Source organism: Massilia pseudoviolaceinigra (assembly GCF_030846505.1).
GTDB classification, from domain to species: Bacteria; Pseudomonadota; Gammaproteobacteria; order Burkholderiales; family Burkholderiaceae_D; genus Telluria_A; species Telluria_A violaceinigra.
Window position 1 is genome coordinate 53,450 of record NZ_JAVCWL010000011.1, and the last position, 22,618, is coordinate 76,067.

Annotated in this window: 16 protein-coding genes; 5 read left to right on the forward strand and 11 right to left on the reverse strand. The window is 66.1% G+C overall.

What is annotated here, in order from left to right; all coding sequences use genetic code 11:
* Nucleotides 1–4: 4 nt before the first annotated feature.
* A complete protein-coding gene (locus RBA40_RS12660) occupies nucleotides 5–1,570 on the reverse strand; it encodes a sigma 54-interacting transcriptional regulator (RefSeq protein ID WP_306648219.1) in 1,566 nt (521 codons plus the stop codon).
* 317 nt (nucleotides 1,571–1,887) lie between these two features.
* On the opposite strand from RBA40_RS12660, the gene RBA40_RS12665 reads away from it, so the two are divergent.
* The 3 genes from RBA40_RS12665 (at nucleotide 1,888) to RBA40_RS12675 (ending at nucleotide 4,595) form a co-directional block, all read left to right on the forward strand.
* Nucleotides 1,888–2,712 (forward strand): hypothetical protein, encoded by an 825-nt coding sequence (locus RBA40_RS12665; protein WP_306648220.1) that lies wholly within the window; start codon nucleotides 1,888–1,890, stop codon nucleotides 2,710–2,712.
* Nucleotides 2,699–3,931: a hypothetical protein gene (locus RBA40_RS12670; RefSeq protein WP_306648221.1), complete on the forward strand. Its 1,233-nt coding sequence runs from the start codon at nucleotides 2,699–2,701 to the stop codon at nucleotides 3,929–3,931. The genes RBA40_RS12665 and RBA40_RS12670 overlap by 14 nt, the downstream gene beginning before the upstream one ends.
* 253 nt (nucleotides 3,932–4,184) lie before the next feature.
* On the forward strand, nucleotides 4,185–4,595 hold the full coding sequence (locus tag RBA40_RS12675) for a GNAT family N-acetyltransferase (RefSeq protein WP_306648222.1): 411 nt from the start codon (nucleotides 4,185–4,187) through the stop codon (nucleotides 4,593–4,595).
* Nucleotides 4,596–4,788: 193 nt separating this feature from the next.
* Here the strand turns inward: RBA40_RS12675 and serB are convergent, their stop codons facing one another.
* The 4 genes from serB to RBA40_RS12695 form a co-directional block, all read right to left on the reverse strand.
* Nucleotides 4,789–5,631, reverse strand: coding sequence for a phosphoserine phosphatase SerB (serB, locus tag RBA40_RS12680; RefSeq protein ID WP_306648336.1), 843 nt, complete (start codon nucleotides 5,629–5,631; stop codon nucleotides 4,789–4,791).
* Between the two features lie 16 nt (nucleotides 5,632–5,647).
* A complete protein-coding gene (mfd, locus tag RBA40_RS12685; protein WP_306648223.1) occupies nucleotides 5,648–9,103 on the reverse strand; it encodes a transcription-repair coupling factor in 3,456 nt (1,151 codons plus the stop codon).
* Between the two features lie 86 nt (nucleotides 9,104–9,189).
* The gene (locus tag RBA40_RS12690) at nucleotides 9,190–10,128 is read right to left on the reverse strand and encodes a 5'-nucleotidase (protein WP_306648224.1); all 939 of its coding nucleotides are present in this window, start codon (nucleotides 10,126–10,128) and stop codon (nucleotides 9,190–9,192) included.
* Nucleotides 10,128–11,123 carry an HDOD domain-containing protein gene (locus RBA40_RS12695; protein ID WP_306648225.1) on the reverse strand — a complete coding sequence of 332 codons (996 nt, stop codon included), beginning with the start codon at nucleotides 11,121–11,123 and terminating at the stop codon, nucleotides 10,128–10,130. Before RBA40_RS12695 ends, RBA40_RS12690 begins: the two co-directional genes overlap by 1 nt.
* 298 nt (nucleotides 11,124–11,421) lie before the next feature.
* On the opposite strand from RBA40_RS12695, the gene RBA40_RS12700 reads away from it, so the two are divergent.
* Nucleotides 11,422–12,276 (forward strand): hypothetical protein, encoded by an 855-nt coding sequence (locus RBA40_RS12700; RefSeq protein WP_306648226.1) that lies wholly within the window; start codon nucleotides 11,422–11,424, stop codon nucleotides 12,274–12,276.
* Between the two features lie 27 nt (nucleotides 12,277–12,303).
* Here the strand turns inward: RBA40_RS12700 and RBA40_RS12705 are convergent, their stop codons facing one another.
* From RBA40_RS12705 to RBA40_RS12730, 6 genes are all read right to left on the reverse strand, one after another.
* Nucleotides 12,304–13,092 carry a PP2C family protein-serine/threonine phosphatase gene (locus RBA40_RS12705; protein WP_306648228.1) on the reverse strand — a complete coding sequence of 263 codons (789 nt, stop codon included), beginning with the start codon at nucleotides 13,090–13,092 and terminating at the stop codon, nucleotides 12,304–12,306.
* Nucleotides 13,093–13,340: 248 nt separating this feature from the next.
* Nucleotides 13,341–15,083: an MFS transporter gene (locus tag RBA40_RS12710; protein WP_306648229.1), complete on the reverse strand. Its 1,743-nt coding sequence runs from the start codon at nucleotides 15,081–15,083 to the stop codon at nucleotides 13,341–13,343.
* Nucleotides 15,080–15,820, reverse strand: a complete 741-nt coding sequence (locus tag RBA40_RS12715) for a hypothetical protein (protein ID WP_306648230.1) — start codon at nucleotides 15,818–15,820, stop codon at nucleotides 15,080–15,082. The genes RBA40_RS12710 and RBA40_RS12715 overlap by 4 nt, the downstream gene beginning before the upstream one ends.
* Before the next feature lie 122 nt (nucleotides 15,821–15,942).
* On the reverse strand, nucleotides 15,943–17,925 hold the full coding sequence (locus tag RBA40_RS12720) for an OPT family oligopeptide transporter (RefSeq protein WP_306648231.1): 1,983 nt from the start codon (nucleotides 17,923–17,925) through the stop codon (nucleotides 15,943–15,945).
* Between the two features lie 187 nt (nucleotides 17,926–18,112).
* Complete coding sequence (locus RBA40_RS12725; protein WP_374710493.1) at nucleotides 18,113–20,512, reverse strand: penicillin-binding protein 1A; 2,400 nt, start codon at nucleotides 20,510–20,512, stop codon at nucleotides 18,113–18,115.
* 117 nt (nucleotides 20,513–20,629) lie between these two features.
* Nucleotides 20,630–21,550 (reverse strand): Rossmann-fold NAD(P)-binding domain-containing protein, encoded by a 921-nt coding sequence (locus tag RBA40_RS12730; protein WP_306648232.1) that lies wholly within the window; start codon nucleotides 21,548–21,550, stop codon nucleotides 20,630–20,632.
* Between the two features lie 122 nt (nucleotides 21,551–21,672).
* Between RBA40_RS12730 and RBA40_RS12735 the strand changes: the two genes are divergently transcribed.
* Complete coding sequence (locus tag RBA40_RS12735; protein WP_306648233.1) at nucleotides 21,673–22,575, forward strand: LysR substrate-binding domain-containing protein; 903 nt, start codon at nucleotides 21,673–21,675, stop codon at nucleotides 22,573–22,575.
* The last annotated feature ends 43 nt before the right edge of the window (nucleotides 22,576–22,618 follow it).

Here is a 22,618-nt window from a genome sequence, read left to right on the forward strand (position 1 = left end):
TAAGCTAGCTGGTGCCGGCGTCCAGGCCCAGCACCCGCAAATGGCGGCGCAGCGCCTCGCTCGGGGTTTTGAGGAGCGATGCGCACAGGGCCAGGTCGCCGCCATGGACGCGCAGGGCGGCGTCGAGTTCGTCGCGCGGAATCAGGGCCGCCGGGCGGATTGCCGGATGCGCTTCGATCAGCTTGTACAGCGAGGGCCGCGACAGGCCCAGCTGCTGGGCCGCGCCGCTGATCTGCCAGCCGTGTTCTTCCAGTGCGTCGAGCAGGTCATCGTTGCTGACCTCGGCCAGCTTGCGCCGCGGCGCCGTATCGGGCGGCGCTTTCATGCTGGCGCTGCGCGGCTGTTCGTGCGGCTGCCCGTTCGGTGCGGCCAGGCTGGCGCTGGCCGAGCGCAGCGGCGCCGGCGCCTGCACATACTGCGACAGTACCGGGCGCTCGCCCGCCTGCAACGCCATCACCATGCGTCGCGCCACATTGGCCAGCTGGCGGATATTGCCCGGCCAGTCGTAATTGCACATTTCGCTCACCAGCGCCGGAGGAAAGGCCGCCAGCTCCTCGGCTTTCAAGCCGCAGCCCTTGAGCATGTGCAGCAGCAGCACCCCAATATCTTCGCGCCGTTCGCGCAAGGTCGGCACCCGGATCACGAACGCTTCCATGCGGCGCAGCAAAGGCTGGTTGAATCCGCGCGCGTCGAGATCCTGGTCGGTGGCGGCGATCAGGCGCGCCGTCGTGCGCGCATCCTGGCTCGCGCCCAGCGGCCGGTAGCAGCCCGTTTCCAGCACCCGCAGCAGCATCGGCTGCACCGAGGCCGGCGTGTCGCCCAGCTCGTCGAGGAACAGGGTGCCGCCATCGGCTTCGGCAAACAAGCCCTGGCGCGGCGCCTGCGCGCCCGTGTAGGCACCCTTGGCCGCGCCGAACAGGTCGGCCGCGGCCAGCGACTCGCTCAGGGTCGCCATGTTCACCGCCACCAGCGGATTGGCGCTGCGCTTGCTGGCCTGATGGATCGCGCGCGCGGCCACATCCTTGCCGGTACCGGTTTCGCCCAGCAGCAGCACGGCCAGGTCGGTGCCCGCCACCTGGCGGATCAGTTCGCGCGTGGCGATGGCGCCGCTGCTCACGCCCAGGAGGCCTGGAAACAGGTTAGGGCGGGGGAAACTCGTCATCCAGTGCAGGCACAGCAGCACATGGCCGCCCAGGCCCAGCACCACGCCGGCGGCCACCTCCTCGCGGGTAAAACTGCGTGTACCGCTCAGCAGCGTACCATTGACTTCAAGCGCCATGCGGCTGTCGGGCGCGGCCAGTTCGACGCCGTCGTCGGCCGTACGGCGCACCATCAGCGGGGCGCGCGCGATCGCCCGGTGGCCGAGCGCGATGCCATCCTGGCCGGGACGGAAAAACAGCGGAGCGTAGCGGCACACCTCGATCGCGCCTTCCTCGGCCGGTCCGATGAATTGCTCGCCGATGCGCTCGGTTTCCGGGTGCCACAGGATCGTCAGGCCCAACAGCGCACTGGTGATGCCATTTTTCTGCGAGAAAAGCTGTGTCGTCAGCGTGTTATCAACATCGTTCACCGTTCGGCTCCATGGCACAGCGTTTAGTAATTGCCAATTATAGAGCAAGCCCGGCAATTGTTGACATGTAAAGAGTCCCTGCTTTACACGTGTTTTACACGTTTCGCGTCAAATCCCCTCCGGGCATCTCCGCGTCATCTTGCCCCTGAACATGTAAATAAGGGGGGCTTTACATGCCCGTTGACATGTTTTTCCTTGTAAATCAGGGAATTGACATGCCGTTCGCGCACTTATCAGTGTGGCACGGGAGTTGCTATGTACCTAAGCGCGGCCTTGTCGGGCTGCAAGTGGCTAATCCGCCGGAGAGAGTTGGAAACATGGGTATCGTGATCGAGAGTTATGCATTTGTTGGCGTGGCCACCCGGGCAACCGGGCCGACGGCCCAGGTATGGCTGCCGCCCGGCTTTACGCTGACCGGCGGCGGCGCCTACGACATGGGCCGCGGCACCTCGAACACGCTGACCGCCTGCTACCCGACCCGCAACCACGCCGGCGTCTTCAACGGCTGGACCGCGGCCGGCCGCGATTTCGGCCTGGCCGACCCGGTGCCGCTGGCGGTGTACGCGGTCGGCATCCGCATCACCCGCGACGGCGTGCCGGTCAAGGTCGAACAGCAAGTGTTTTCGGCCACCAGCGCGCTGGTGTCGGAGCCGGGCGTGAGCGTCAAGCTCGGCGCCGGCTGGATCGGCACCGGCGGCGGCGCCCAGGACAATTACGCCACGCCCGTGAACGGCAACATGCTCACCGCCAGCTACCCGCTGATCGGCACCGACGGCAAGATCTGCGGCTGGAGCGCTTCCGGGCGCGATCACGACGCGGCCGACCAGGCGCGCGTGACCGCGTTCGTGATCGGCATCCGCACCGGGCCGGACGTGGCGCTGGAAGCCCACATCGTATCGAACACCAGCCTGCTGACCGGCTACCCGAGCGCGCTGGTAGCGGCGCCCCACGGCAATGCCGTGGTGGCCGGCGGCGGCGCGCTGGTGGGCGAGAACGGGCGCGGCACGATGCTGAGCGCCTCGTGTCCCATCATCAGCAGCCAGGACGGCCGCCTGACCGGGTGGTTCGCCGCCCGCAAGGTGCAAAAATCCGCCCCGCCGAGCGGCATTACCGCGTATGGAGTCATGCTTGAAGCTGCGTGACTGGATCCTGATCGGCATGGCGCTGCTGGCGATGGCGGTGGACCTGCCTGCGCGCGCCGCCGGCGCGGTTGGTGCCAGCGGCGGCCTGCTGGCGAGCGGCGTCCACTCGGACCGGCTGGCATGGCAGCACTTCGCCGGCATCGTGGCACCGGCAGGGCGCGGCCGGGTTCAATTCGAAACCTGGGCCGCCGACGAAGACATCTACACCGAGACCCCGGCCTGGCCGGGCGAGGACGCCCGCCCGCGGCGCCTGCGCAGCAGCGTGCTGCAGCGCGTGCTGGCGCCCCACGGCAGCCTGGGTGCGCCCAGCGGCGACTGCGGCGCGGTGGCCAATGCTACCTCGGGCAATTTTCCTGTCGAAGCCCCGCAGCCCGGCCAGGCGCCGTGCTTTGCCGAAGAAGTCAGGCGCAACCTCGCCACCTACCGCTACATCGTGCAGAACCAGCTGCACACCCAGGCCGGGCTGGCCGCCGCCTACCAGAAGGCGCAGGGCGGCTGGCGCGTGTCGCTGCCGGACGACGCGGTCCAGGTCAAGGCCGACTGGGTGCCGGTCGATACCCTGGTTGCCTGGCTGGGACGCAACGGCGTGCGCCTCAATGCGGCGCAGGTGCGTGCCCAGTTCCACACCACCAGCGCGCAGGACACGACCTTTGCGATGGTGGCCATGCACATCAGCTCCAAGGATGCACCGAACTGGGTGTGGGCCAGCTTCGAGCACCGCCTCAATCCGGGCCGTTGCGACACCATGGGCTGCAACGACAGCTATGGCGCCGCGCGGCGCAGGATTGTCCCGCTGGCGGGCACGCAAAACGGCCAGTACGGCGCCTGCGCCAAGACGCCGGCCTTGAAAAAACTGTTCGAGGTCAAGCGCGTGGCACCGGCGTGGCACAACTACTGCCTCAAGGCGTCCGAAATCGCCTTCGTGGCGCCCGGGGGAGAGCCGCTCATGCACGGCAATTCGTTCACCGAGCGCGTTGCGGCGGGCATTCCGATCAAGCGTTCCTCGTGCATCTCCTGCCACGCCAGCGCCGGCTTCAGCCGCGACGGCAGCCCGTACATCAAACAGCTCACATCGCACCCCATGGGTACGGTGAAACTGCCGGCCGAGATCGTCGCCAACGATTTCATCTGGGGCATCCTGACAATCAACGCCGTGCCAGTGGAGCAGGCGAAGAACCCGCATAACCTCGATCGAACGAGGATTACAGCCAGACGATAGGCGGACGGCGTTCCACCGCGCCTGCCGCTGCACCCCGTCGTCTCCTTTAACGCGCACCCCGAGTGCGCGTTTTTTTTGGCCGCTCGGCTCGCCTATAATTGCTTGAACACTCACACCTGGAGATCGCATTTTCACCATCCGCCTGGCGCGCCTGTCCGAAAAACCGCAGCTCGAAGCCCTCATCGAGCGTTCCGGCATTGGCCTGGCCGCAGGGTTCTACACGCCGCAGGAAGCTGCGGCCGTCACGCGCGAGGTGTTCGGCGTCGACAGCGCGCTGGTGGAAGACGGGACGTATTTTGCGATCGACGATGGCGACACCGTGGTCGCCTGCGGCGGCTGGAGCCGGCGCGCCACCGATTTCGGCGGCGACGGCGCCAAGCATGGCAATGACCGCCTGCTCGATCCGGCCACCGAGCCGGCGCGCATCCGCGCGTTCTTCGTCGACCCGGCGCTGGCGCGCAAAGGGCTAGGCAGCATGCTGCTGCGGCACTGCATCGACGCAGCCGCGCAGGCGGGTTTCCGATCGCTCGAACTGGTATCGACCATGCCGGGGGAACCGCTGTACCTGGCACACGGCTTCGTGGCAATCGAACCGATCGTCCTGCCGCTCGCCGGCGGGGTGGCGATCCGGCTCACGCGCATGGGGCGCAGCCTCGCGGTTTAGTTTCCTAATCGGGGTCAGACCTTAATGGCGTTAAGTAAAGCCGTTTTCTGACCACAAACCTCAAAACCGTCTTTCCCGCCTGCGCGGGAAGTCATTTCTGCCAATGGCAGGAATGACGGAGCTTAGTTTAGCGGCATGAAGGTCTGACCGCGGTTTGGAAATATTGCAAGCATGCGAGGTACAGGCGGGGAGCTTACGCGAGGATCGAGAGCAGGCCGTCGAGGCCCGTATAGGTCAGCGCCACGTCGGCCTGGGCGCGCACCACGGGCTTGGCGCGGAACGCCACCGACAGGCCGGCGATGCTCATCATGCGCAGGTCGTTGGCGCCGTCCCCCATGACGATCGCTTGCGACGTGTCGATGCCGATGTCGGCGCACACGCGTTCGACCGTGCGCTTTTTTTCCTCGGCATCAACGATCCCGCCCAGTACGCGCCCGGTCAGCTTGCCGCCGACGATTTCCAGCACGTTCGCATGCGTGTAATCGAGCCCGAGGCGCGTTTTCAGGCGTTCGGTGAAGAAGGTGAAGCCGCCCGACACCAGGAGCGTGCGCAGGCCGGCCGCGCGCACTGCCGCCAGCATCGCTTCGCCCCCCATGGAAATGGCGAGGCGTTCCTCATACACGCGCTCGAGCGCCGAGGCGTCCAGGCCCGCGAGCAGCGCCACGCGCCGCGTCAGGCTTTCGGAAAACTCCAGTTCACCGCGCATGGCCGCTTCGGTAATGGCCGCCACCTGGGGTTTGAGCCCCTGCATGTCGGCGATTTCGTCGATGCATTCGATGGTGATCAGGGTCGAGTCCATGTCCATCGCCACCAGCCGGAAGTCGGCCAGCGTGCGCCCGGGCGCGATGAAGGTGGCGTCGATGCGGGCAGCGCCCGCAGCCACCTCGATGGTCTGCTTGAGGACCTTGGAAAAATCGATCCGTTCGCAGCGGATCGCGTGCGGCCCCAGCTCCCTCACGCGCGCCGGATTGGCCAGTGCAGCAATGCGGCGCAGGGTGTCGATGGTCGTGTCAGGGCCTTGCAGCACCAGGTTCATGGTCGTCATGTTCGTTTTACGCTAACAGTTGTTTAATCGTTTGCTTGACCTGCGTGACCCGCGCCGCGAGATCGGGCATGCTGGCGGTGATTTTCAGCTTGTCCTGGCCGGCCAGCTTGATGTGGCGGTTCTTCTGGATCAGCGTGATGATGCGCATCGAGTCGATCGGCGGATTGACCATGAACTGCAGGCTGGCCGCTTCGCCGTGGGCATCGATCTTGATGATGCCGACCGTTTTGGCCGCGATGCGCAGGCGGTGCGTTTCGATCAGGGCCTTGACCGGGTCGGGCAGCTTGCCAAAGCGGTCGATCAGCTCTTCCTGCATGTCGTCGATCTTTTCCTGCGCGCCGCAGTTGGCCAGGCGCTTGTAGATCGACAGGCGTTCGTGCACATCGCCGCAGAAGTCGGCCGGCAGCAGCGCCGGTACGTGCAGGTTGATTTCGGTGGTGGTGGCCAGCGGCGCGGCCAGGTCGGGTTCCTTGCCGGCCTTGAGCGAACGGACCGCTTCGTTGAGCATGTCGGAGTACAGCTGGAAGCCGATTTCGAGCATTTCGCCGGACTGGTTCTCGCCCAGCACTTCACCGGCGCCGCGGATTTCCAGGTCGTGCATCGCCAGGAAAAAGCCGGAGCCCAGTTCTTCCATCTGCTGGATGGCGTCGAGCCGGCGCTGCGCCTGTTTGGTCAGGCTGCTCACATCGGTGACCAGCAGGTAGGCATAGGCCTGGTGGTGCGACCGGCCCACGCGCCCGCGCAGCTGGTGCAGCTGGGCGAGGCCGAATTTGTCGGCGCGGTGCATGATGATCGTGTTCGCGGTCGGCACGTCGATGCCGGTTTCGATGATGGTCGTGCACAGCAAGATGTTATAGCGCTGCGCCACGAAGTCGCGCATCACCTTTTCCAGGTCGCGCTCGTGCATCTGGCCGTGGGCCACGCCGATGCGCGCCTCCGGCAGCAGCTCGGTGAGCATGGCGAAGCGGTTCTGGATGGTCTCGACTTCATTGTGCAGGAAGTAGATCTGGCCACCGCGTTTGAGTTCGCGCAAACACGCTTCGCGGATGATCGAGCCGTCTTCGCTGCGGACAAAAGTCTTGATCGCCAGGCGCTTTTGCGGCGCGGTGGCGATGATCGAAAAGTCGCGCAAGCCTTCCAGCGCCATGCCCAGCGTGCGCGGAATCGGCGTGGCGGTGAGGGTGAGCACGTCGACTTCGGCGCGCAGGGCCTTGAGCGCTTCCTTCTGGCGCACGCCGAAGCGGTGTTCTTCGTCGATGATGACCAGGCCCAGACGGGTGAACTGCACGTCCGGCGAGAGCAGCTTGTGGGTGCCGATCACGATGTCGAGCGTGCCGTCGGCCATGCCCTTGATCGCGTTGTTGATTTCCTTGCCGGTCCGGAAGCGCGACAGTTCGGCGATGCGCACCGGCCAGTCGGCGAAGCGGTCGGCGAAGGTTTGCGCATGCTGTTCCGCCAGCAGGGTGGTCGGCGCCAGGATCGCGACCTGCTTGCCGCCCATGACGGCGATGAAGGCGGCGCGCAGCGCTACCTCGGTCTTGCCGAAGCCGACGTCGCCGCACACCAGGCGGTCCATCGGTTTGCCGGCGGTCATATCCTTGATGACGTTGTTGATGGCCTCGGCCTGGTCGGGCGTTTCCTCGAAACCGAAGCTGTCGGCGAAGTTCTGGTAGTCGTGCGCCGAGTATTCGAAGGAGTGGCCCTTGCGCAGCGCGCGCCGCGCGTACAGGTTAAGCAGTTCGGCGGCGGTGTCGCGCACCTGTTCGGCCGCCTTGCGCTTGGCTTTTTCCCACTGGCCCGACCCCAACGCGTGCAGCGGCGCGTCTTCGGGCGAGGCGCCCGAGTAGCGCGAGATCACATGCAGCTGCGAGACCGGCACGTACAGCTTGGTGTCCTTGGCGTATTCGAGGTGCAGGAATTCGGTTTCGCCTTCGCCCAGGTCCATGCTGGTCAGGCCCATGTAGCGCCCGATGCCGTGGTTGATGTGCACGACCGGGTCGCCGATCTTCAGTTCCGACAGGTCGCGCACCATCGACTCGACCTGGGTCACGCCTTCCTGCTTCTTCTTGCCGGCGCGCCGGCCCGAGCCCGCATACAGCTCGGTCTCGGTGATGAAAATCAGGTTGCCGGTGCCAAGCTCCGACAATTCGAAGCCGGCCTGCAGGGGCGCCACGCCCAGCGCCAGTCTGGCGTCGGACTGCACGAAGCCGGCGAAGCCTTCGACCGGCACCAGCGCGAGCTTGTATTCGTTGAAGTACTGCTGCAGCGTTTCGCGGCGGCCGTTCGATTCGGCGCAGATCATCACGCGCTTGTCGCGCTTGTCGTTCTCCAGCAGGTAGGAACGCAGGTTCGTCAGTGGATCGTCGATGCGGCGGTTCACCGCAATGTTGGGAATCGGCGCCGACAGTTCGGACGCCTGCAGGTCGGCGTCCTTGGTGAGAACCCAGCGAGCGTACGATTTGGCCAGGGTGAAGAAGTTCTCGTCGGAGAGAAACAGTTCATCGGGGGCCAGGATCGGGCGGTCGCGGTCGGCCTTGAGGAAGCGATAGCGCGATTCGGTGTCGAGCCAGAAGCGCTTGATGGCGCCGTCGATGTCGCCCACCAGCGCCAGGCTGGCCTTTTGCGGCAGGTAGTCGAACAGGGTCGCGGTCTGCTCGAAGAACAGCGGCAGGTAGTATTCGATACCGGCCGAGGCGATCCCGCTGCTGACGTCCTTGTACACCACCGAGCGCGACGGGTCGCCCTCGAAGCGTTCGCGCCAGCGGCTGCGGAAGGTGGTGCGGGCCGCTTCGTCCATCGGGAATTCGCGCCCGGGCAGCAGGCGCACTTCGCGCACCGGATAGAGCGAGCGCTGGGTGTCGGCGTCGAAGGTGCGGATGGTTTCGATTTCGTCGCCGAACAAGTCGAGCCGGTAGGGCAGCGCGGAACCCATCGGGAACAGGTCGATCAGGCCCCCGCGCACCGAATATTCGCCGGGCGACATCACCTGCGAATTGTGGGTGTAGCCAGCCAGGGTCAGTTGTGCCTTGAGGCGCGTTTCGTCGAGCTTTTCGCCCTGCTTGAAGAAGAAGGTGTAGGCGGCCAGGAACGATGGCGGCGCCAGGCGCACCAGGGCCGTGGTGGCCGGCACGATCAGGACGTCGCACTGGCCGTTCTGGATTTCGTGCAGGGTGGCCAGGCGTTCGGAGACAAGGTCCTGGTGCGGCGAAAAGGCGTCGTAGGGCAGCGTTTCCCAGTCCGGCAGCAGGTGGCAGGCCAGCTTGCCGTCGGCGAACCAGGGGATTTCATCGAGCAGGCGCTGGCCGTCGCTGGCGTTGGCCACGATCACGGTCAGCATCTGCTTTGCCGATTTGAGTTCGAGCGCCGCCACCGCCAGCGCATACGCGTCCGAGGATCCGTACAGGGTCGGAAGGGCGAAGCGGTTACCGGATTTCGGGAGTGATTTCTTTAAATCGAAAGGCATGCGGGCTGCGGGCTGTGAGCGGGACGGCTAATTATAGCTGGATATGGGTAACGGTGACTGCGCCCGGCCGGCGACCCGCGGGAGTCCTACGCCGGACGGCGATTGGCAATCCCGAACGGCACATGCACCATCGGGATCGTCCCTCCGGGCGAGGACGTCAGGTGCGTCAGCTGGTCGTCGAAGAATATATGCGGCTTGAAGATCGACAGCACGCGCGTCTTGTTCATCCCGCCCAAAAAGAAGGTTTCGCTGGCCGACACGCCCCAGCTTTTGAGCGTGGTCACCACGCGTTCGTGCGATGGCGCGTTGCGGGCGGTGATGATGGCGATGCGCAGCACCTTCTTGTAGCCCGGGTCGCGCCGTTGTGCGCGCTCTTCCAGCCGCTGCATCAGCGACAGCTTGCGGAACATCTCGGCCAGGGGCCCCGGCTGGTGGGGGATGGACATGTGTTTGGTTTCGTGCGCGTGGAATTCTTCGAGATCGTTATTGCGCTTGAAGATGGTCTCGGATTCGTCGTCGGCGATCACGCCGTCGAAATCGAAGGCCACGCGCAGTTCGACGTCGTCGTCCTCATCGACGATTTTCGATGGCAGCACCAGACCGGCCGGATAATTGGCCGCGATGGCGCTCTTGACGTCTTCCTCGTTCGCGCTTAAAAACAGCGCCGCATTGAACGCCGGCAGATAGGTGTAGGGCGACTTGCCGGTGATGAAGGCGGCGCGCGAAATATCGAGGCCGTAGTGGGCAATCGAACGCATCACGCGCAGTCCCGTTTCCGGCGAATTGCGGGAAAAGAGCACCACTTCCACGGGATTGTGGCGCGGGAAGACCTTGTTGATGGCCAGGAAGCGGCGGATGAAGGGAAACGCAACGCCCTTGCCCAGAATGACGTCGAGATTGCGTTCCTGGTACCTGCGGTATTCGTCCGCTCCGCTGTCCAGGTACACCTGGTGCGAGGCGGTCAGGTCGAACAGGGCGCTCGACGCCACGCCGATTACCAGCTTTCCCTCAATCTCGAACGACATCACTCATCCTCATTCTGGAGTTCATCGAAACAGGCCAGGCCGGCCGCGTCCAGCCCTTCGAGCACGAACGGGTCGTCGGCCTCGAAGTGGGCCGAGTCGACCAGCATGCGCAGGCGGCTGATCATGTCGCCCAGCGCCAGCGCTTGCGAGAGCGGCGTGCCGTCCGGCTGGCCGGCCTGCTCGATGGCGGACGTCACTGTATCAGGAAAGCCCCACGCCTCGGCGATCCGCACCGACAAGGCGCGCGCCTGCGCGTGCAGGGCGATGATGAACGCTTCCGATTGCGGTAGCGCGGGCTCGGTATTGACCTGGTCGAGCAGGCGGAAGGAAACGATCAGGCCCAGGTTGTACAGCAGCCCGGCGAAATACGCTTCGACCGGGCTGGCGCGCACCGCCGGCGCCAGCACGCTGGCCGCCAGCGCGCATTTTTCGCACTGGCGCCACAGCAGCGGCGTGGACAATTGCGAAAACGGCCCTGGCGTCATGCTGATGATGATCGGCAGTAGCGAGGCGCGTCCGATCAGCATGCGTAAGCCGTTCACCCCCAGCAGCATGGTGGCCCGTTCGACCGTGGTGACCGGGTCGTTGGTGTGGTAGTGGGGATGGTGGCAGGGACGGTTTGCTTCGCGCAGTATCTCGGCGACCAGTTCCTTGTCCTGCGACAGCTGGCGCGCCAGGTCGGCGCCGGAAACGGTATTGTCGCGCATGCTGCGCAGCAATTGCGGAAACAGGGCGGGCATGCTGGGCGCGAGGGTGATCTCGTCCATCGGCAGCTGGCCCATGTAGGCCAGATCGACAAGGATGACTTTTTCATCACTCGATGGGCCGCTGTTCGGCGTAATGCCGGCCAGCCAGCGGTAGAACAGCGCGTCGACCTGCTGCGCGTGCACGGGGTCGGGTGCGCGCACACGCACTGGAGCGGGCGCGACAGGGGCGGGCGCAGGCTTGCTTTCTTCACTGTCGCTGCCCAACAATCGATCTAACCACCGTTTCATCGCGTTTCTCTTTTTACCTGCACAAAGGCCCTCACCGGGATTTTACCCCATTACTCAGTAGAAACATCGGTCGGAATCGTCCGGCAGCGTGGAATTTCGTCTTGTGGCGCGTGTTGAACACACATGCGGTTGCCGGAGCATCCGCCCGCATGAGGTATACACTAGGACTACATTTCCACGATACCCAATTTGAGGATTGAACGCGATCAAAATCGTGCGGGATGCGGATACGCGAATTTCCTGAGCGCATTATGATTTATCGAGGGCGATGACTGCTCCAGTTTAGCTAAGGTAAAACATGGATGAATACTGGTATTGCCTGATCGCCTCCAAATACGACCGCGACCTCGGCTGGTTTTGCGCCCCGCTGGCGCAAGAGGGCGCGAAGGTGACGGAGTTCCGGATGAACGGCGAGACCATTCCGCTTGAAAAAATCCGGATTGATCCACCTTATATCCGCTTCATCGTCGACCTGCCGTCCGGCGTCACCGATGCCAGCGCGAAGATATCGGCACGCGCTCCGTCCACGAAGATCAATACCCAAATTGTTGTGGCGTTGATAACGGTTTTCGGTACCATTATTTCCGCATATCTTCTTTTCCTAGGCAAGACGCCGGGGGCTGCTTCAGACGCCAAGCCTGGTCCGTCCCTCGCTGCTACCGGGGTACCGGGGTCGGCAGGCGCCGCCGCGTCGGCCGGACTATCCGTGTATAAAGAGCCGCAGGGCGCTTCTGTTGGCGCCAACGACCCAGTTGGCGGACAAGCCGCGCAAACGCAGCAGCTGATACCTCCTTCGGAAACGACTTCGTCTACCGTGCGTGTCGGGAGCGTCGGGTGGATCTACGTGGGATCGCGCATCGATGGCGAGTGGGGACGCAGCGCGGCGGATGGAATCGAGCCGCCGAAAACGCTGCGGGTAGCAAATCTGCCATCGGCTGGTTCCACTTACACGGTCATAACGCCCGTGTATGTTCGTAGTTTGCCGCCGAAGGAAATGGTTGATAAATCACGCCCACCGATGGAGAAGAGCATTGGCGCACTGGGACCAGGCACGACAGTGAAAGTGGATGTGGTGAAGTCGGTTCAGGTCGACGATCCCGAGCCGCGAACCTGGATTTGGGCCCATGTAACCGTGACCGGAATGGGGTATTAACCGGTACGCAGCACCGTTGCCAGCCTGTTAATCGCACTGTAACAACACCGCCGTTATATTATCCCGGCTGCCGTCCTGCAAGGCGGTGGCGATCAGTTCCTTGCAGCACTCTTCCAGCCGGTCCGCGCTCGCACCCGCCAGCAGGGCGGCGATACGCTCGTCGGACGTTGCGCCATACAGGCCGTCGCTGCACAGCAAATACACATCACCCGCTTCCACCGCCTGGATCCGCAAGTCCGGATGGACGTCGCACGAAGGCCCGAGCGCTTGCAGCAGCAGATTGCGCGGCGGCAAGTGTCCGGTTGCGCCCGCTTCGATGGCTTCCTGGTACATGGTCTGGTCGCGCGTGAGCTGGGTCAATTGGCCGGCGCGGTAACAGTACAGGCGGCTGTCGCCGACGTGAAACACCAGCAGCGGGCCGCCCGGTTCGGGTTGCCACAGGCCGGTGAGCGTGGTTCCCATGCCGCCGCCATCGCCGCGCCGGTTGGCCAGATTGGTCTGGTACATGCGCTGGTTGGCATACTCGACGGCGTCGTGCACGGTGACCATGGCGGCCAGGGCCGCCTCGCTCGCGATGCCGTCCAGATCGGTGGCGCCGGGGTCGAACGGGCTGGGCCGGAAGTTGGGCGGCACCCCGTTGCTGTCGGCATCGGTGCTGGCGTGCAGGAACTGGGCCAGCGACGTGAGAGCGTCGGCACTGGCGATCTCGCCCGAATCATGGCCGCCCATGCCGTCGGCCACGGCCACCAGCCCGAGGGCGGCATCGATCAGGAAATTATCCTCGTTCGACGGACGGACAGTGCCGGTGTCGGTCATGCCAAAAGCCGTACCGGCGGCGAGCCGGTGCGGTGCGGACGGTGAAAGTTGCTTCCAAAAATACAAGGCGGCTCCTGAAGGTGGACCGGCGCCGATGGTAGGCAGCGGTCGCATATCTGCCATGCTAGCACGCAGGGTACGCTTTGTCCGGCCTGAAACGGCAAAAAACCCGGGTCAGGGCCGCCCGGGTCAGGGCCACCCGGGTCAGGGCCGCCCGGGTCAGGGCCGCCCGGGCCGGGGCACCCGGGCTAGGGCAAGCGCTCGGGCACCGCGAGCGGCGCGCCCGCGTTGCGTGGACGGTTCAGAGCGGCCAGGCCGAGCGCCGCCAGCAGCGCCGCGCCCAGGGTGGCGGCGCCGAGCACCAGCATGGCGCCGGCCGGACCGAAATCGCGCGCGAGCAGGGCGGCGGCGACGGGACCTGCCGCCGCGGCGACGCCCGCCAGCAGGCACAAGCCCTGGCCCGGTGGACGGATGCGCGCGCACAGGAGCGCCAGCAGCGCCGCGGCCAGGCCGCCGAGGAGGGGAAACCAGCCGGCGTCGTCCAGCTGCGCCGTTGTCAAAGGGATCAGGAACATGAAAACGCCGGGGTACAGGCAGGCCGCAGCCACGACGGCGGGCGCCGCCAGGGACGGGGGCTGCACGGGTATGGGCAAGCGCGGGCGGGCGCTGCGCCGGTCCAGCACGGCCGCCGCTAGGGCAGCGCCGGCCAGCGCGACCGCGGCGCCGGCAAAGCACGCTCCGGCGTAACCGAGATGGTCGGCCAGCACGGCGCCGGCAGCCGGCGCGCAGCAGGCCGCCAGTGCCGCGCCGCCGGCCAGCAGGGCCAGTCCACGCGCGTTGCCGCTGGCGTCGGCGTTGTCGTGCACGTAGCCGTGGCAGGCGCTGAGCATCAGCGCCACGCCGACACCGCCGGCGGCGCGCGCCAGCAGCAGCGCCGCCAGATTGGGAGCAAGCGCGGTGCAGGCCAGGGCCGCCGCCGTCGCCAGCGCCCCGGCCACATAGCCGCGCCGGCGGCCAACCCGGTCCGACCAGGGGCCGGCCCAGGCCAGCGTGAGCATGAGCGCCAGCACGAAGGCGCTGACCGGCAGGGGCGAGGCGCCCGCGTGCGGCGCCAGCACCGGCTGCACCAGCAGCGCGGCAAATACGCACAAAAAGGCGAGCAGGCGCACGGTGACGATGCGCTGGCGCGCCAGCGGGCCGCCGCTGCCGTCTTCGTCGAAGCGATAACGTGCGCGCAGGCGGCGCAGCACAATGGCGCCGACGGCTTGCTGCGCCGGCGCCGCCGCGCGCCGGGTGACCTCGCGCAAGCCGTCGTTGATGCGCGCTTGAAGCAGATTCAGGCGCGCTGCGAGACCATCGGGCGGGCCGGCCGCGGCGCGGTGGCGAAAGTCGCCGGCGGCCATGTGGCTCATGACGGCGATCACCTGGCGCACGGGAGCCGAAAAATTCAGGGTAACGATGAACCACAGCGCCTCGAACGCGATGCACAGGCTGGCTAGCAGCAGCACCGCCAGATCGTAGCGCAGCGCCGACATTTGCGTTCGCACATAGCCGCGTTCCACGCCCACGTGCACCTGCCCATGGCGGACGTAGCGGTGCACGATGTCGGCGCGGGTGTCCAGGTAGTTCTCCGGCGCGATCACTTCGGCGCCCTTGCCGCCGCGGTACAGCACCTTGCCGCTGGCGTCGGTGAGAAGGATGTAGGCGATGTCATTATGGCGCGCCAGGAGTGCTTTCCACGCGCCGGCGCTGCCCGCGGCCTGCGCCAGTGGCGTGCCCTGGTCGATGGCGCGCGCCAGCCGCCCCGCCAGCGCCTGGCCGATGGTCTCGGCCTTGCGTTCGAGCGCGGGCAGGAAGCGCTGGTCCGACAGCGACCAGGCATATGCGGCCAGCGCCACTTGCGTGAGCAGCATCACGGCCAGCACGAAGGCGCACAGCCGGCGCGTGGGGCGCGCGTACAGTTCGCGGTCGCCCCGCTGCACGTGCATCATTCGGGGGCCGGGGCCAGCGTGTCGCGCGCCGCCGCCAGGTCGTGCAGCGCGTTGGTCGCCATCAGGTTGACGTCGCCCACCAGTGCGGCGGCATGCGGCGCGGCGCCGTCGCCGGAGGGGGGCAGGCCGAGCGCCGCGTTCATGCGCGCCAGGGTGCCGTCCATGCGCCGCACCAGCAGGTCCACGCCGAACACGAAACAGAAGGTGGTGAGCAGCACCGCGCACACGGTGGCCAGGGTCAGTTCGCGCGCCACCAGCGCGATGGCGCCGGCCTGGCGGTGCGTGGCATGGCGCAGCAGCAGCGTGCCGGCCGGGGTGCCGCCCGGCTGCGACAGGCGCGCGCCGAGCGTGACGAAACCCGGTTCGCGCAGCAGCCAGTCGCGCGCGGCGGCCTGCCCGAGCAGCGCCGGAGCACCGGCGTCGGCGGCGCCCGCGTGAAACACGCTGGCGGCGGCGTTGTCGATGACGCTGATGGAGACGATGTCGGGGTCGCGCCGCAGTTCGCGTTCGAGCACCGCGGCGGCGTCGGGCAGGGCGTTGAGCGGCAGGCCGAGCGCAATGCGCCCTTCGAACAGGGTGCGCAGTTCGTCGAGGGTGAAGCGCAGCCGCGATTCGTCGATGGCGCGCGTGGTGTCGTCAAGGCGGGTCGCTTGCAGCACCACGCCCAGGCCCAGCGCAAGGGCGGACACCAGCACGATGGGGGCGGCAATAAGGAGACTGAGTCGGGATGGCGCCATCGTGCGTGGAATAGTATTCGAACGACAATAAGTGTAGCATCGAACGAGCTCATCCATGGTTCGCCAGGACGCCGGCCGGCATCCTGGGCGAAGGAACAGGCGCCGGGGAGGCGCTTGGGTACTCAGGCAGCGATTTTTTGTGCGTTGCGCGCGGCCCAGCGATACAGGCCGCTGACAATCGCACCGCCCAGCACCAGAGCGATCAGCATGTGCGTCGTTTCGCTCATGCCGTTGGCGATGGCCAGCGGTTCGCCCACACCCGAGGCGACGATCAAGCCGGCCAGGCCGACGTTGAACAGGCTCTCGCCGACGATAAAGCCGGACATGATCAGGACGCCAATGCGCTTGGCCGTTTCGCCCCAGGTCGCGCTGCTCACGGCGCGTTCGAACAGCCAGCCGGCGACGGCGCCGACCACTACCGGCGCGGTCACCGCGCTTGGCAGGTAGATCGCCAGCCCCACGCCGAGCGGCGGCAGGCTGTAGCGGTCGCCGCTGGCCTTCTTGACGACGAAATTGACGACGACCAGCAGCAGCCCGAGCAAGGCGCCGTAACCGACCAGGTTCCACTCGAGGTTATTGCCGATGACGCCTTTGGCCAGGGTCGAGATCAGCGTGGCTTGCGGCGCCGCCAGCGGATTATCCGAGATCACGCCAACGTTCGGCGCGCCGGCAAAGCCATTGGCGCGGTTCAGCAGTTCGAGCACCAGCGGCACCACGGCCGAACCGGCACCGACGCCGATCAGCAGGCCGACCTGCTGCTTCCACGGCGTGGCGCCAACCAGCTGGCCGGTTTTCAGGTCTTGCAGGTTGTCGTTACCGATAACGGCCACCGCCAGCACCACGGTGGTGACGAACAGCGCATAAGCGACCAGTGCATGCGCCACTTCCGGGCCCATGATGTGTTTGCCGACGAAACCGACGCTCAGCGACGCACCCAGGATGGTGAGAATGGCGATGCCGGACACCGGCGAATTCGATGAGCCGATCAGGCCCGCCATATAACCGCACACGGCGGCGGCGAACACGCCGGCCACCAGGATGTAGCCGACGCCCACCGCGACCAGCGGCAGCGCGAGGCCCGACAGAACGCCGCCCTGCAGGAAGCTGGCCAGCAGCCAGCCGGCGGGCACCATGGCCAGCAGGGTGACCAGGCCGACGATGAAGATCGGCAGATCCTGGTCGGCGCGCGGAATTTCGGCGCCGGTCATCTTGGCCTTGCGCGCCGTTTCGAGAGCCGATTTGAGCCCGCCCAGCACCGGCTTGCCCAGGCCCGCCAGGGTAACGATGGCGGCGGCGCCAATGGTGCCGGCGCCGATGATGCGCACCTGTTTGCTCCATACGCCGAGCGCGTGGTCGGCGGCCGACAGGGCGGGCATCGGGTCCATCGACGTCAATACAGGCACCAGGACGGCCCAGGCGATGATCAGGCCGACCAGCATGGCGATGCCGACGGTGATGCCCATCAGGTGGCCGGCGCCCAGAAGCGCGAGCGAACTGGCGGCGCCGATGCCGGTGGCGCCGGAACCGGCTTTGAAATAGACGGCCACTTCGGCCGCCATCAGCTTGGCGCCGGCGGCGGCCGCGAACAGCGCCGAGGTCACGCTGCCCCAGATGACGGCCATCAGACCGAGTTTGCCTTCCGCCGCGCCGCTGCGCGAGGACGTGCCGACCTTGAGCACTTCGGCTGCGGCCACGCCTTCGGGATAGGGCAGGTCGGACTGCGACACCAGCGCGCGCCGCAGCGGTACTGTATACATCACGCCCAGCACGCCGCCGATGGCGCAGGCGCCGAAGGTCGGCCAGAACGGTACGTGCGCCCACCAGCCGATCATCAATAGCCCTGGAAGCACGAAGATCACCGATGCCAGGGTGCCCGCCGCCGAGGCGATGGTCTGGACGATGTTGTTTTCCTGGATGGTGGCGTCCTTGAAGGCGCTCAGGAGCGCCATCGAGATGACGGCGGCCGGGATCGAGGTGGCGAAGGTGAGGCCGACTTTCAGGCCCAGGTAGACCTGGGCGGCTGTAAAGACGAGGGTGATGACGATTCCGAGGAGGACTCCCCTGATCGTGATTTCTTTTGGTCCGGCTAGGGCGACGTTCGCCATCGACTGCTCCAGTATGAGAAAGGGGGGCTAAAAAAGCGTCTCATCATAGCTGGCAAAGCGCAAACGCGGAAGCGAAATGCAAATACTGCGTCGGTTCCGTTACTACCCCGTGGCTCTAACCACCAGCGCCGTCGTTCCCGTCTGCGGGAAGTCGGTTCCGCCAATGGCGGAACCGACGGGCCATCGGCTAACCGCCGGCCTGCGATTCCGCGCCGTGCACCGGCTGCGGCGGCTGCGGCGGCACCGGCGGCACGGCGGGCAAGCCTGGAACCGGCGCCTGGCCCGGCACGGCCGGTTCGCCAGGCTCTCCAGATTCACCCGGCAGCGCGTCCATGTCAATCGTCTTGAATTCGGTGCTGCCCGCGTATTCGGCATAGATCCAGTCGTCATCCTCGCGCATCACGCCTTCCGGCACGGCGCGTTCCTTGACGGGGCGCTTGTCGAGCGCGGCGCGCATGTAGTCGATCCAGATCGGCATGGCCAGGGTGGCGCCGAACTCGCGCCCGCCCAGCGAACGCGGCTCGTCGTAGCCCATCCAGGCCACGCCGACCACGTTGCCGGCATAGCCGGCGAACCAGCCGTCGAAGGCGTCGCTGGTGGTGCCGGTCTTGCCGGCCAGGTCGCTGCGGCCAAGCTGTTTGGTGGCGCCGGCGGCGGTGCCGAAGCGTGTCACGTCGCGCAGCATGCTGTCGACCATGAAGGCGTTGCGCTGGTCGATCACGCGGGTGCTCTCTTCGCCGACCGCGGGCACCGGCGTCTCGAGCAGGATGGTGCCGTTGCCGTCCGTGATTTTTGCGATCAGGTAGGGCTTGACCGCGAAGCCGCCGTTGGCGAACACCGCATACGCGCCGGCCAGCTGCAGGGGCGTGACCGCGCCGGTGCCGAGCGCCATGGTCAGGTTTTTAGGGTGGCGCGTCAGGTCGAAGCCGAACTTGCCGAGGAATTCATGGCCGTAGCCGACCTCGATGGCGCGCAGCAGGCGTACCGACGGCACGTTTTTCGAGTGCACCAGCGCGCGCCGCATGGACACGTCGCCGTCGAATTTGCCGTCGTCGTTCTGCGGCGACCAGGTGGCGCCGGCGCCGCTCGGCATCTGGAGCGCTTCGTCCAGGATGCGGGTGCCCGGCGAATACCCCTTTTCGATGGAGGCCGAGTAGACAAAGGGCTTGATCGCGGAGCCGGGCTGGCGCCAGGCCTGGGTGACGTGGTTGTACTTGTGCAGGCCGTAATCGAAGCCCCCCACCAGCGCGTGGTACGCCCCGGTGGCCGAATCGATCGCCACGAAGCCGGCCGCCACCTGCGGCAGCTGGACGATCGACCACGGCTTGTCGTCCTTCTCCTTATCCTTGCCCTTGCTCTTGTCCTGGGCGATGCGCACCACCGCGCCGGGGCGCAGCTTGATGGCCGCCTTGGCGCCCGCCGCCAGCGCGGGCGCGGCGAAGCGCAAACCGGTGCCGGTGATCTCGATGCGCTCGCCGTCCATGGTTTCGACGGCGACCATTTTGGCCGATACCTCGGTCACCACGGTCGGAATCAGGCCATCGCTGACGGGGCGTTTGCGCAGCTCCTCGCGTACTTCGTCGGCCCGTTCTTCCGGGTCGGAGGGCAGGTCGATGAACGATTCCGGGCCGCGGTAGCCGTGCCGCTGGTCGTAGGCCAGCACGTTGCGGCGCAGCGAGTCGTAGGCGGCGTCCTGTTCGGCCTTGAGAATGGTGGTGTAGACGCTGATGCCGCGCGTGTAGGCGTCATCCCGGTACTGGTCGAACACCACCTGGCGCGCCAGTTCGGCCACGTATTCGGCGTGGGTGTCGAATTCCTGGCGCTTGGCGGCGATCCGCATCGGCTCCTCTTTCGCGCTCGCGTACTGGGCGTCGCTGAGGTAGCCCAGCTCGCGCATGCGCCTGAGTACGACCATCTGCCGCTGCTTGGCGTTGCGCGGGTTGACGACCGGGTTGTTGGCGACCGGGTCGCGCGGCACACCGGCCAGCATCGCCATTTCGGCGATCGAGAGCTGGTCGAGGCGCTTGCCGAAGTACGCCTGGGCGGCGCTGGAAAAGCCGTACGAGCGCCGTCCCAGGAAGATCTGGTTCATGTACAGTTCGAGAATCTTGTCTTTCTTGAGCGCGTCCTCGATCTTGAAGGCGAGGGCGATTTCATCGGCCTTGCGTCCCAGGACCTTGTCGCGCGTGAGGAAGAAGTTACGGGCCACCTGCATGGTGATGGTCGACGCCCCTTCGCGAAAGCCGCCGCGCAGGTTGGCGCGCGCCGCCCCCGCCGCGCGGATCCAGTCCACGCCGCCGTGCGTGTAGAAACGCGTGTCTTCGATGGCCAGCACGGCGTTTTTCATCATCGGCGGCACCTGCTCGATGGGGATGAAGTCGCGGTGTTCTTCGCCGAATTCGCCGATCAGCACATTGTCGGCGGTGTAGATGCGCAGCGGGATCTTGGGGCGGTAGTCGGTCACCGCGTCGATGGCCGGCACGCGCGGCACGATCACGCCATAAAAGTAGCCGAGCAAGCCAAGTACCATCAGCAGGCCGGTGGCAATGGCCAGCAGCAGGGCGCGGATGATGTATTTGCGCGTCATCCAGCGCTGGAAAAAGGTGTCTGTAGTCAAAACGATGTCCGCCAGGGCGGGCCGTGCCAACAGTGACGGCCCTGTCCGGCGAATTATAGTCGATCGCTTTCGCGGCCCCGCGACCGCTCAGACGAAGGCCAGGTCGTGCTGCAGGATCAGGTGATCGAGCCAGTCGTCGCTGTGGCCGAAGCGGTAGCCCAGCTGCGCCGCGCGGGCGGTGTCCATCATGTACGGGGCCGGATAGTCGAAGGGACTCAGTTCGCCGGCGGGAACCGGCGGCTTGGCCGGCAGCGCGCGCACCGGCACGTCGAGCAGCATGCCGATGCGCTGGTACAGGTCGAACGCCGACAGGCCGCCGTCGCAGGCCGCGTTGACCGGTCCCAGGAAATCCTGGGCGCCGGCCCACAGCAGGAAATTACTGGTGCCCTGGGCGCTCATGAAGGAACTGGCGGCGGCCGCATTGGCGTAGCGCAGGGGCGCGTGCTGGCGCACCAGGTCGACGTAATGGGCCAGGCGCCCGGTGAAATCCTCGGCGCCGGCCAGCACGTGGCCTATGCGCACCGTCACCAGGGGCAGCGAGCCGTCGCGGTACAGATAGGCTTCGGCCTGCAGCTTGCCCATCACGTAGCTTTGGGTGGCCAGTCTGGTGTCGTGCCACGGATAGCGCGTGTCGATCGGCTGGGCGAGCATATTGATGTCGTCTTCCGCGAACGGCGCATCCTGGCGGCCGAGCAGGTCGCGGTAGACGTCGATGGTGGAGGCGACGATGTAGCGTTTCACCTTGCCGGTGAAGACCTTGACGGCGATGGCGGCGTCGAGAGGGCTGTAGCACATCTGGTCGTAGACGATGTCGTATCCGTCAGTGGCCGAAAGGTGCGCAAACGCGGCGCGCATGGCGTGCTCGTTGCGGCGGTCGACCCGGATGCGGGAAATGCGCGCGCCGAACGGGTCGGCGGTGATGCCGCGCGTGGCAATCGTCACCTGGTGACCCGCGTTGAGCAAACGCTGCACCAGCAGCTTGCCGAAGTAGCGGGTACCCCCTATCACCAATATATTCTTGCGCATCGCATTCCCTTGTTGATTCCAGTATATTTTCTGCTTAGTATGGCGATTCAACAACCGAGAAAAATTGAACCGATGAGCAAGAAAATCTTATTCATGGGATATGCATGAAGCCGCTGCGCACGCTTTCCGGCCTGGTCGACTTCGACTGCGCCGCGCGCTGGGGCAGCTTCAAGCTGGCCGCCCAGGAGCTGCACAAGACGCCGGCGGCGATCAGCCAGCAGGTCAAGCAGCTCGAAGAAAACCTCGGTTTCGCCCTGTTCATCCGCCATCCGCGCCATGTGACCCTGACCGCCAAGGGCCAGGAGCTGGCGGTGGCGGTGGGGCGCATGCTGATCGAACTGCGCGCCAAGGTGGGCGCCCTGCAAGGCGGCGACGAGGAGTCGGTGCTGCGCATTTCGACCACCCATTCGTTCGCGATCAAGTGGCTGGTGCCGCGCATGCACCGGTTTACCAAGCTGTATCCGGAACTCGATATCCGCCTCGATTCCAACGACGCGCCGGTCAACCTGGAAGACGACAGCAGCGACGTGGCGGTGCGCTACGGGCCGGTGAGCGATGGCGACCCGGCGCTGCTGTTTCGCGAGCGCCTGATCGCGGTCTACAGTCCCGATCTGCTGGCGCCGGGTCAAGCCGAATTGACCCTGGCCGACCTGCCCAATTTCCCGCTTCTGTACGAGAATTCGACCGAATCGTGGCTGCAGCTGCTCAACGAGAACAAGGCCTTGAAGGGTAAATACGATTTTTCGCGCGGTTACAGCCACTGGGGCGTGCTGGCGCAGGCGGCGGTGGCTGGGCAGGGGATTGCGCTGGTGGCGTACGGGATCGCGTTCCAGGATATCCTGAAAGGGTCGCTGCGCCAGATCAGCTGCCGCAGCGCGCCCTTCGGCAGCGGCTACCGCTTCATGGTCAACCGCAGCAAGGAGAACATGCCCAAGGTGCAGCGCTTTCGCGCCTGGCTGGTGGCGGAGATGAACGAAATGCAGCGCGCGCTGGAACAGTCCTCGTAGATACGCGGTCGTAAACGACAACGGCGGCCCGTGGGCCGCCGTT

Coding starts and splice junctions, on each gene's coding strand:
- mfd (WP_306648223.1), bottom strand. CDS start 9,103: ATGCCTTTCGATTTAAAGAAATCACTCCCGAAATCCGGTAACCGCTTC.
- RBA40_RS12665 (WP_306648220.1), top strand. CDS start 1,888: ATGGGTATCGTGATCGAGAGTTATGCATTTGTTGGCGTGGCCACCCGG.
- RBA40_RS12720 (WP_306648231.1), bottom strand. CDS start 17,925: ATGGCGAACGTCGCCCTAGCCGGACCAAAAGAAATCACGATCAGGGGA.
- serB (WP_306648336.1), bottom strand. CDS start 5,631: ATGAACCTGGTGCTGCAAGGCCCTGACACGACCATCGACACCCTGCGC.
- RBA40_RS12695 (WP_306648225.1), bottom strand. CDS start 11,123: ATGAAACGGTGGTTAGATCGATTGTTGGGCAGCGACAGTGAAGAAAGC.
- RBA40_RS12710 (WP_306648229.1), bottom strand. CDS start 15,083: ATGATGCACGTGCAGCGGGGCGACCGCGAACTGTACGCGCGCCCCACG.
- RBA40_RS12690 (WP_306648224.1), bottom strand. CDS start 10,128: ATGTCGTTCGAGATTGAGGGAAAGCTGGTAATCGGCGTGGCGTCGAGC.
- RBA40_RS12735 (WP_306648233.1), top strand. CDS start 21,673: ATGAAGCCGCTGCGCACGCTTTCCGGCCTGGTCGACTTCGACTGCGCC.
- RBA40_RS12700 (WP_306648226.1), top strand. CDS start 11,422: ATGGATGAATACTGGTATTGCCTGATCGCCTCCAAATACGACCGCGAC.
- RBA40_RS12715 (WP_306648230.1), bottom strand. CDS start 15,820: ATGGCGCCATCCCGACTCAGTCTCCTTATTGCCGCCCCCATCGTGCTG.
- RBA40_RS12725 (WP_374710493.1), bottom strand. CDS start 20,512: ATGACGCGCAAATACATCATCCGCGCCCTGCTGCTGGCCATTGCCACC.
- RBA40_RS12705 (WP_306648228.1), bottom strand. CDS start 13,092: ATGACCGACACCGGCACTGTCCGTCCGTCGAACGAGGATAATTTCCTG.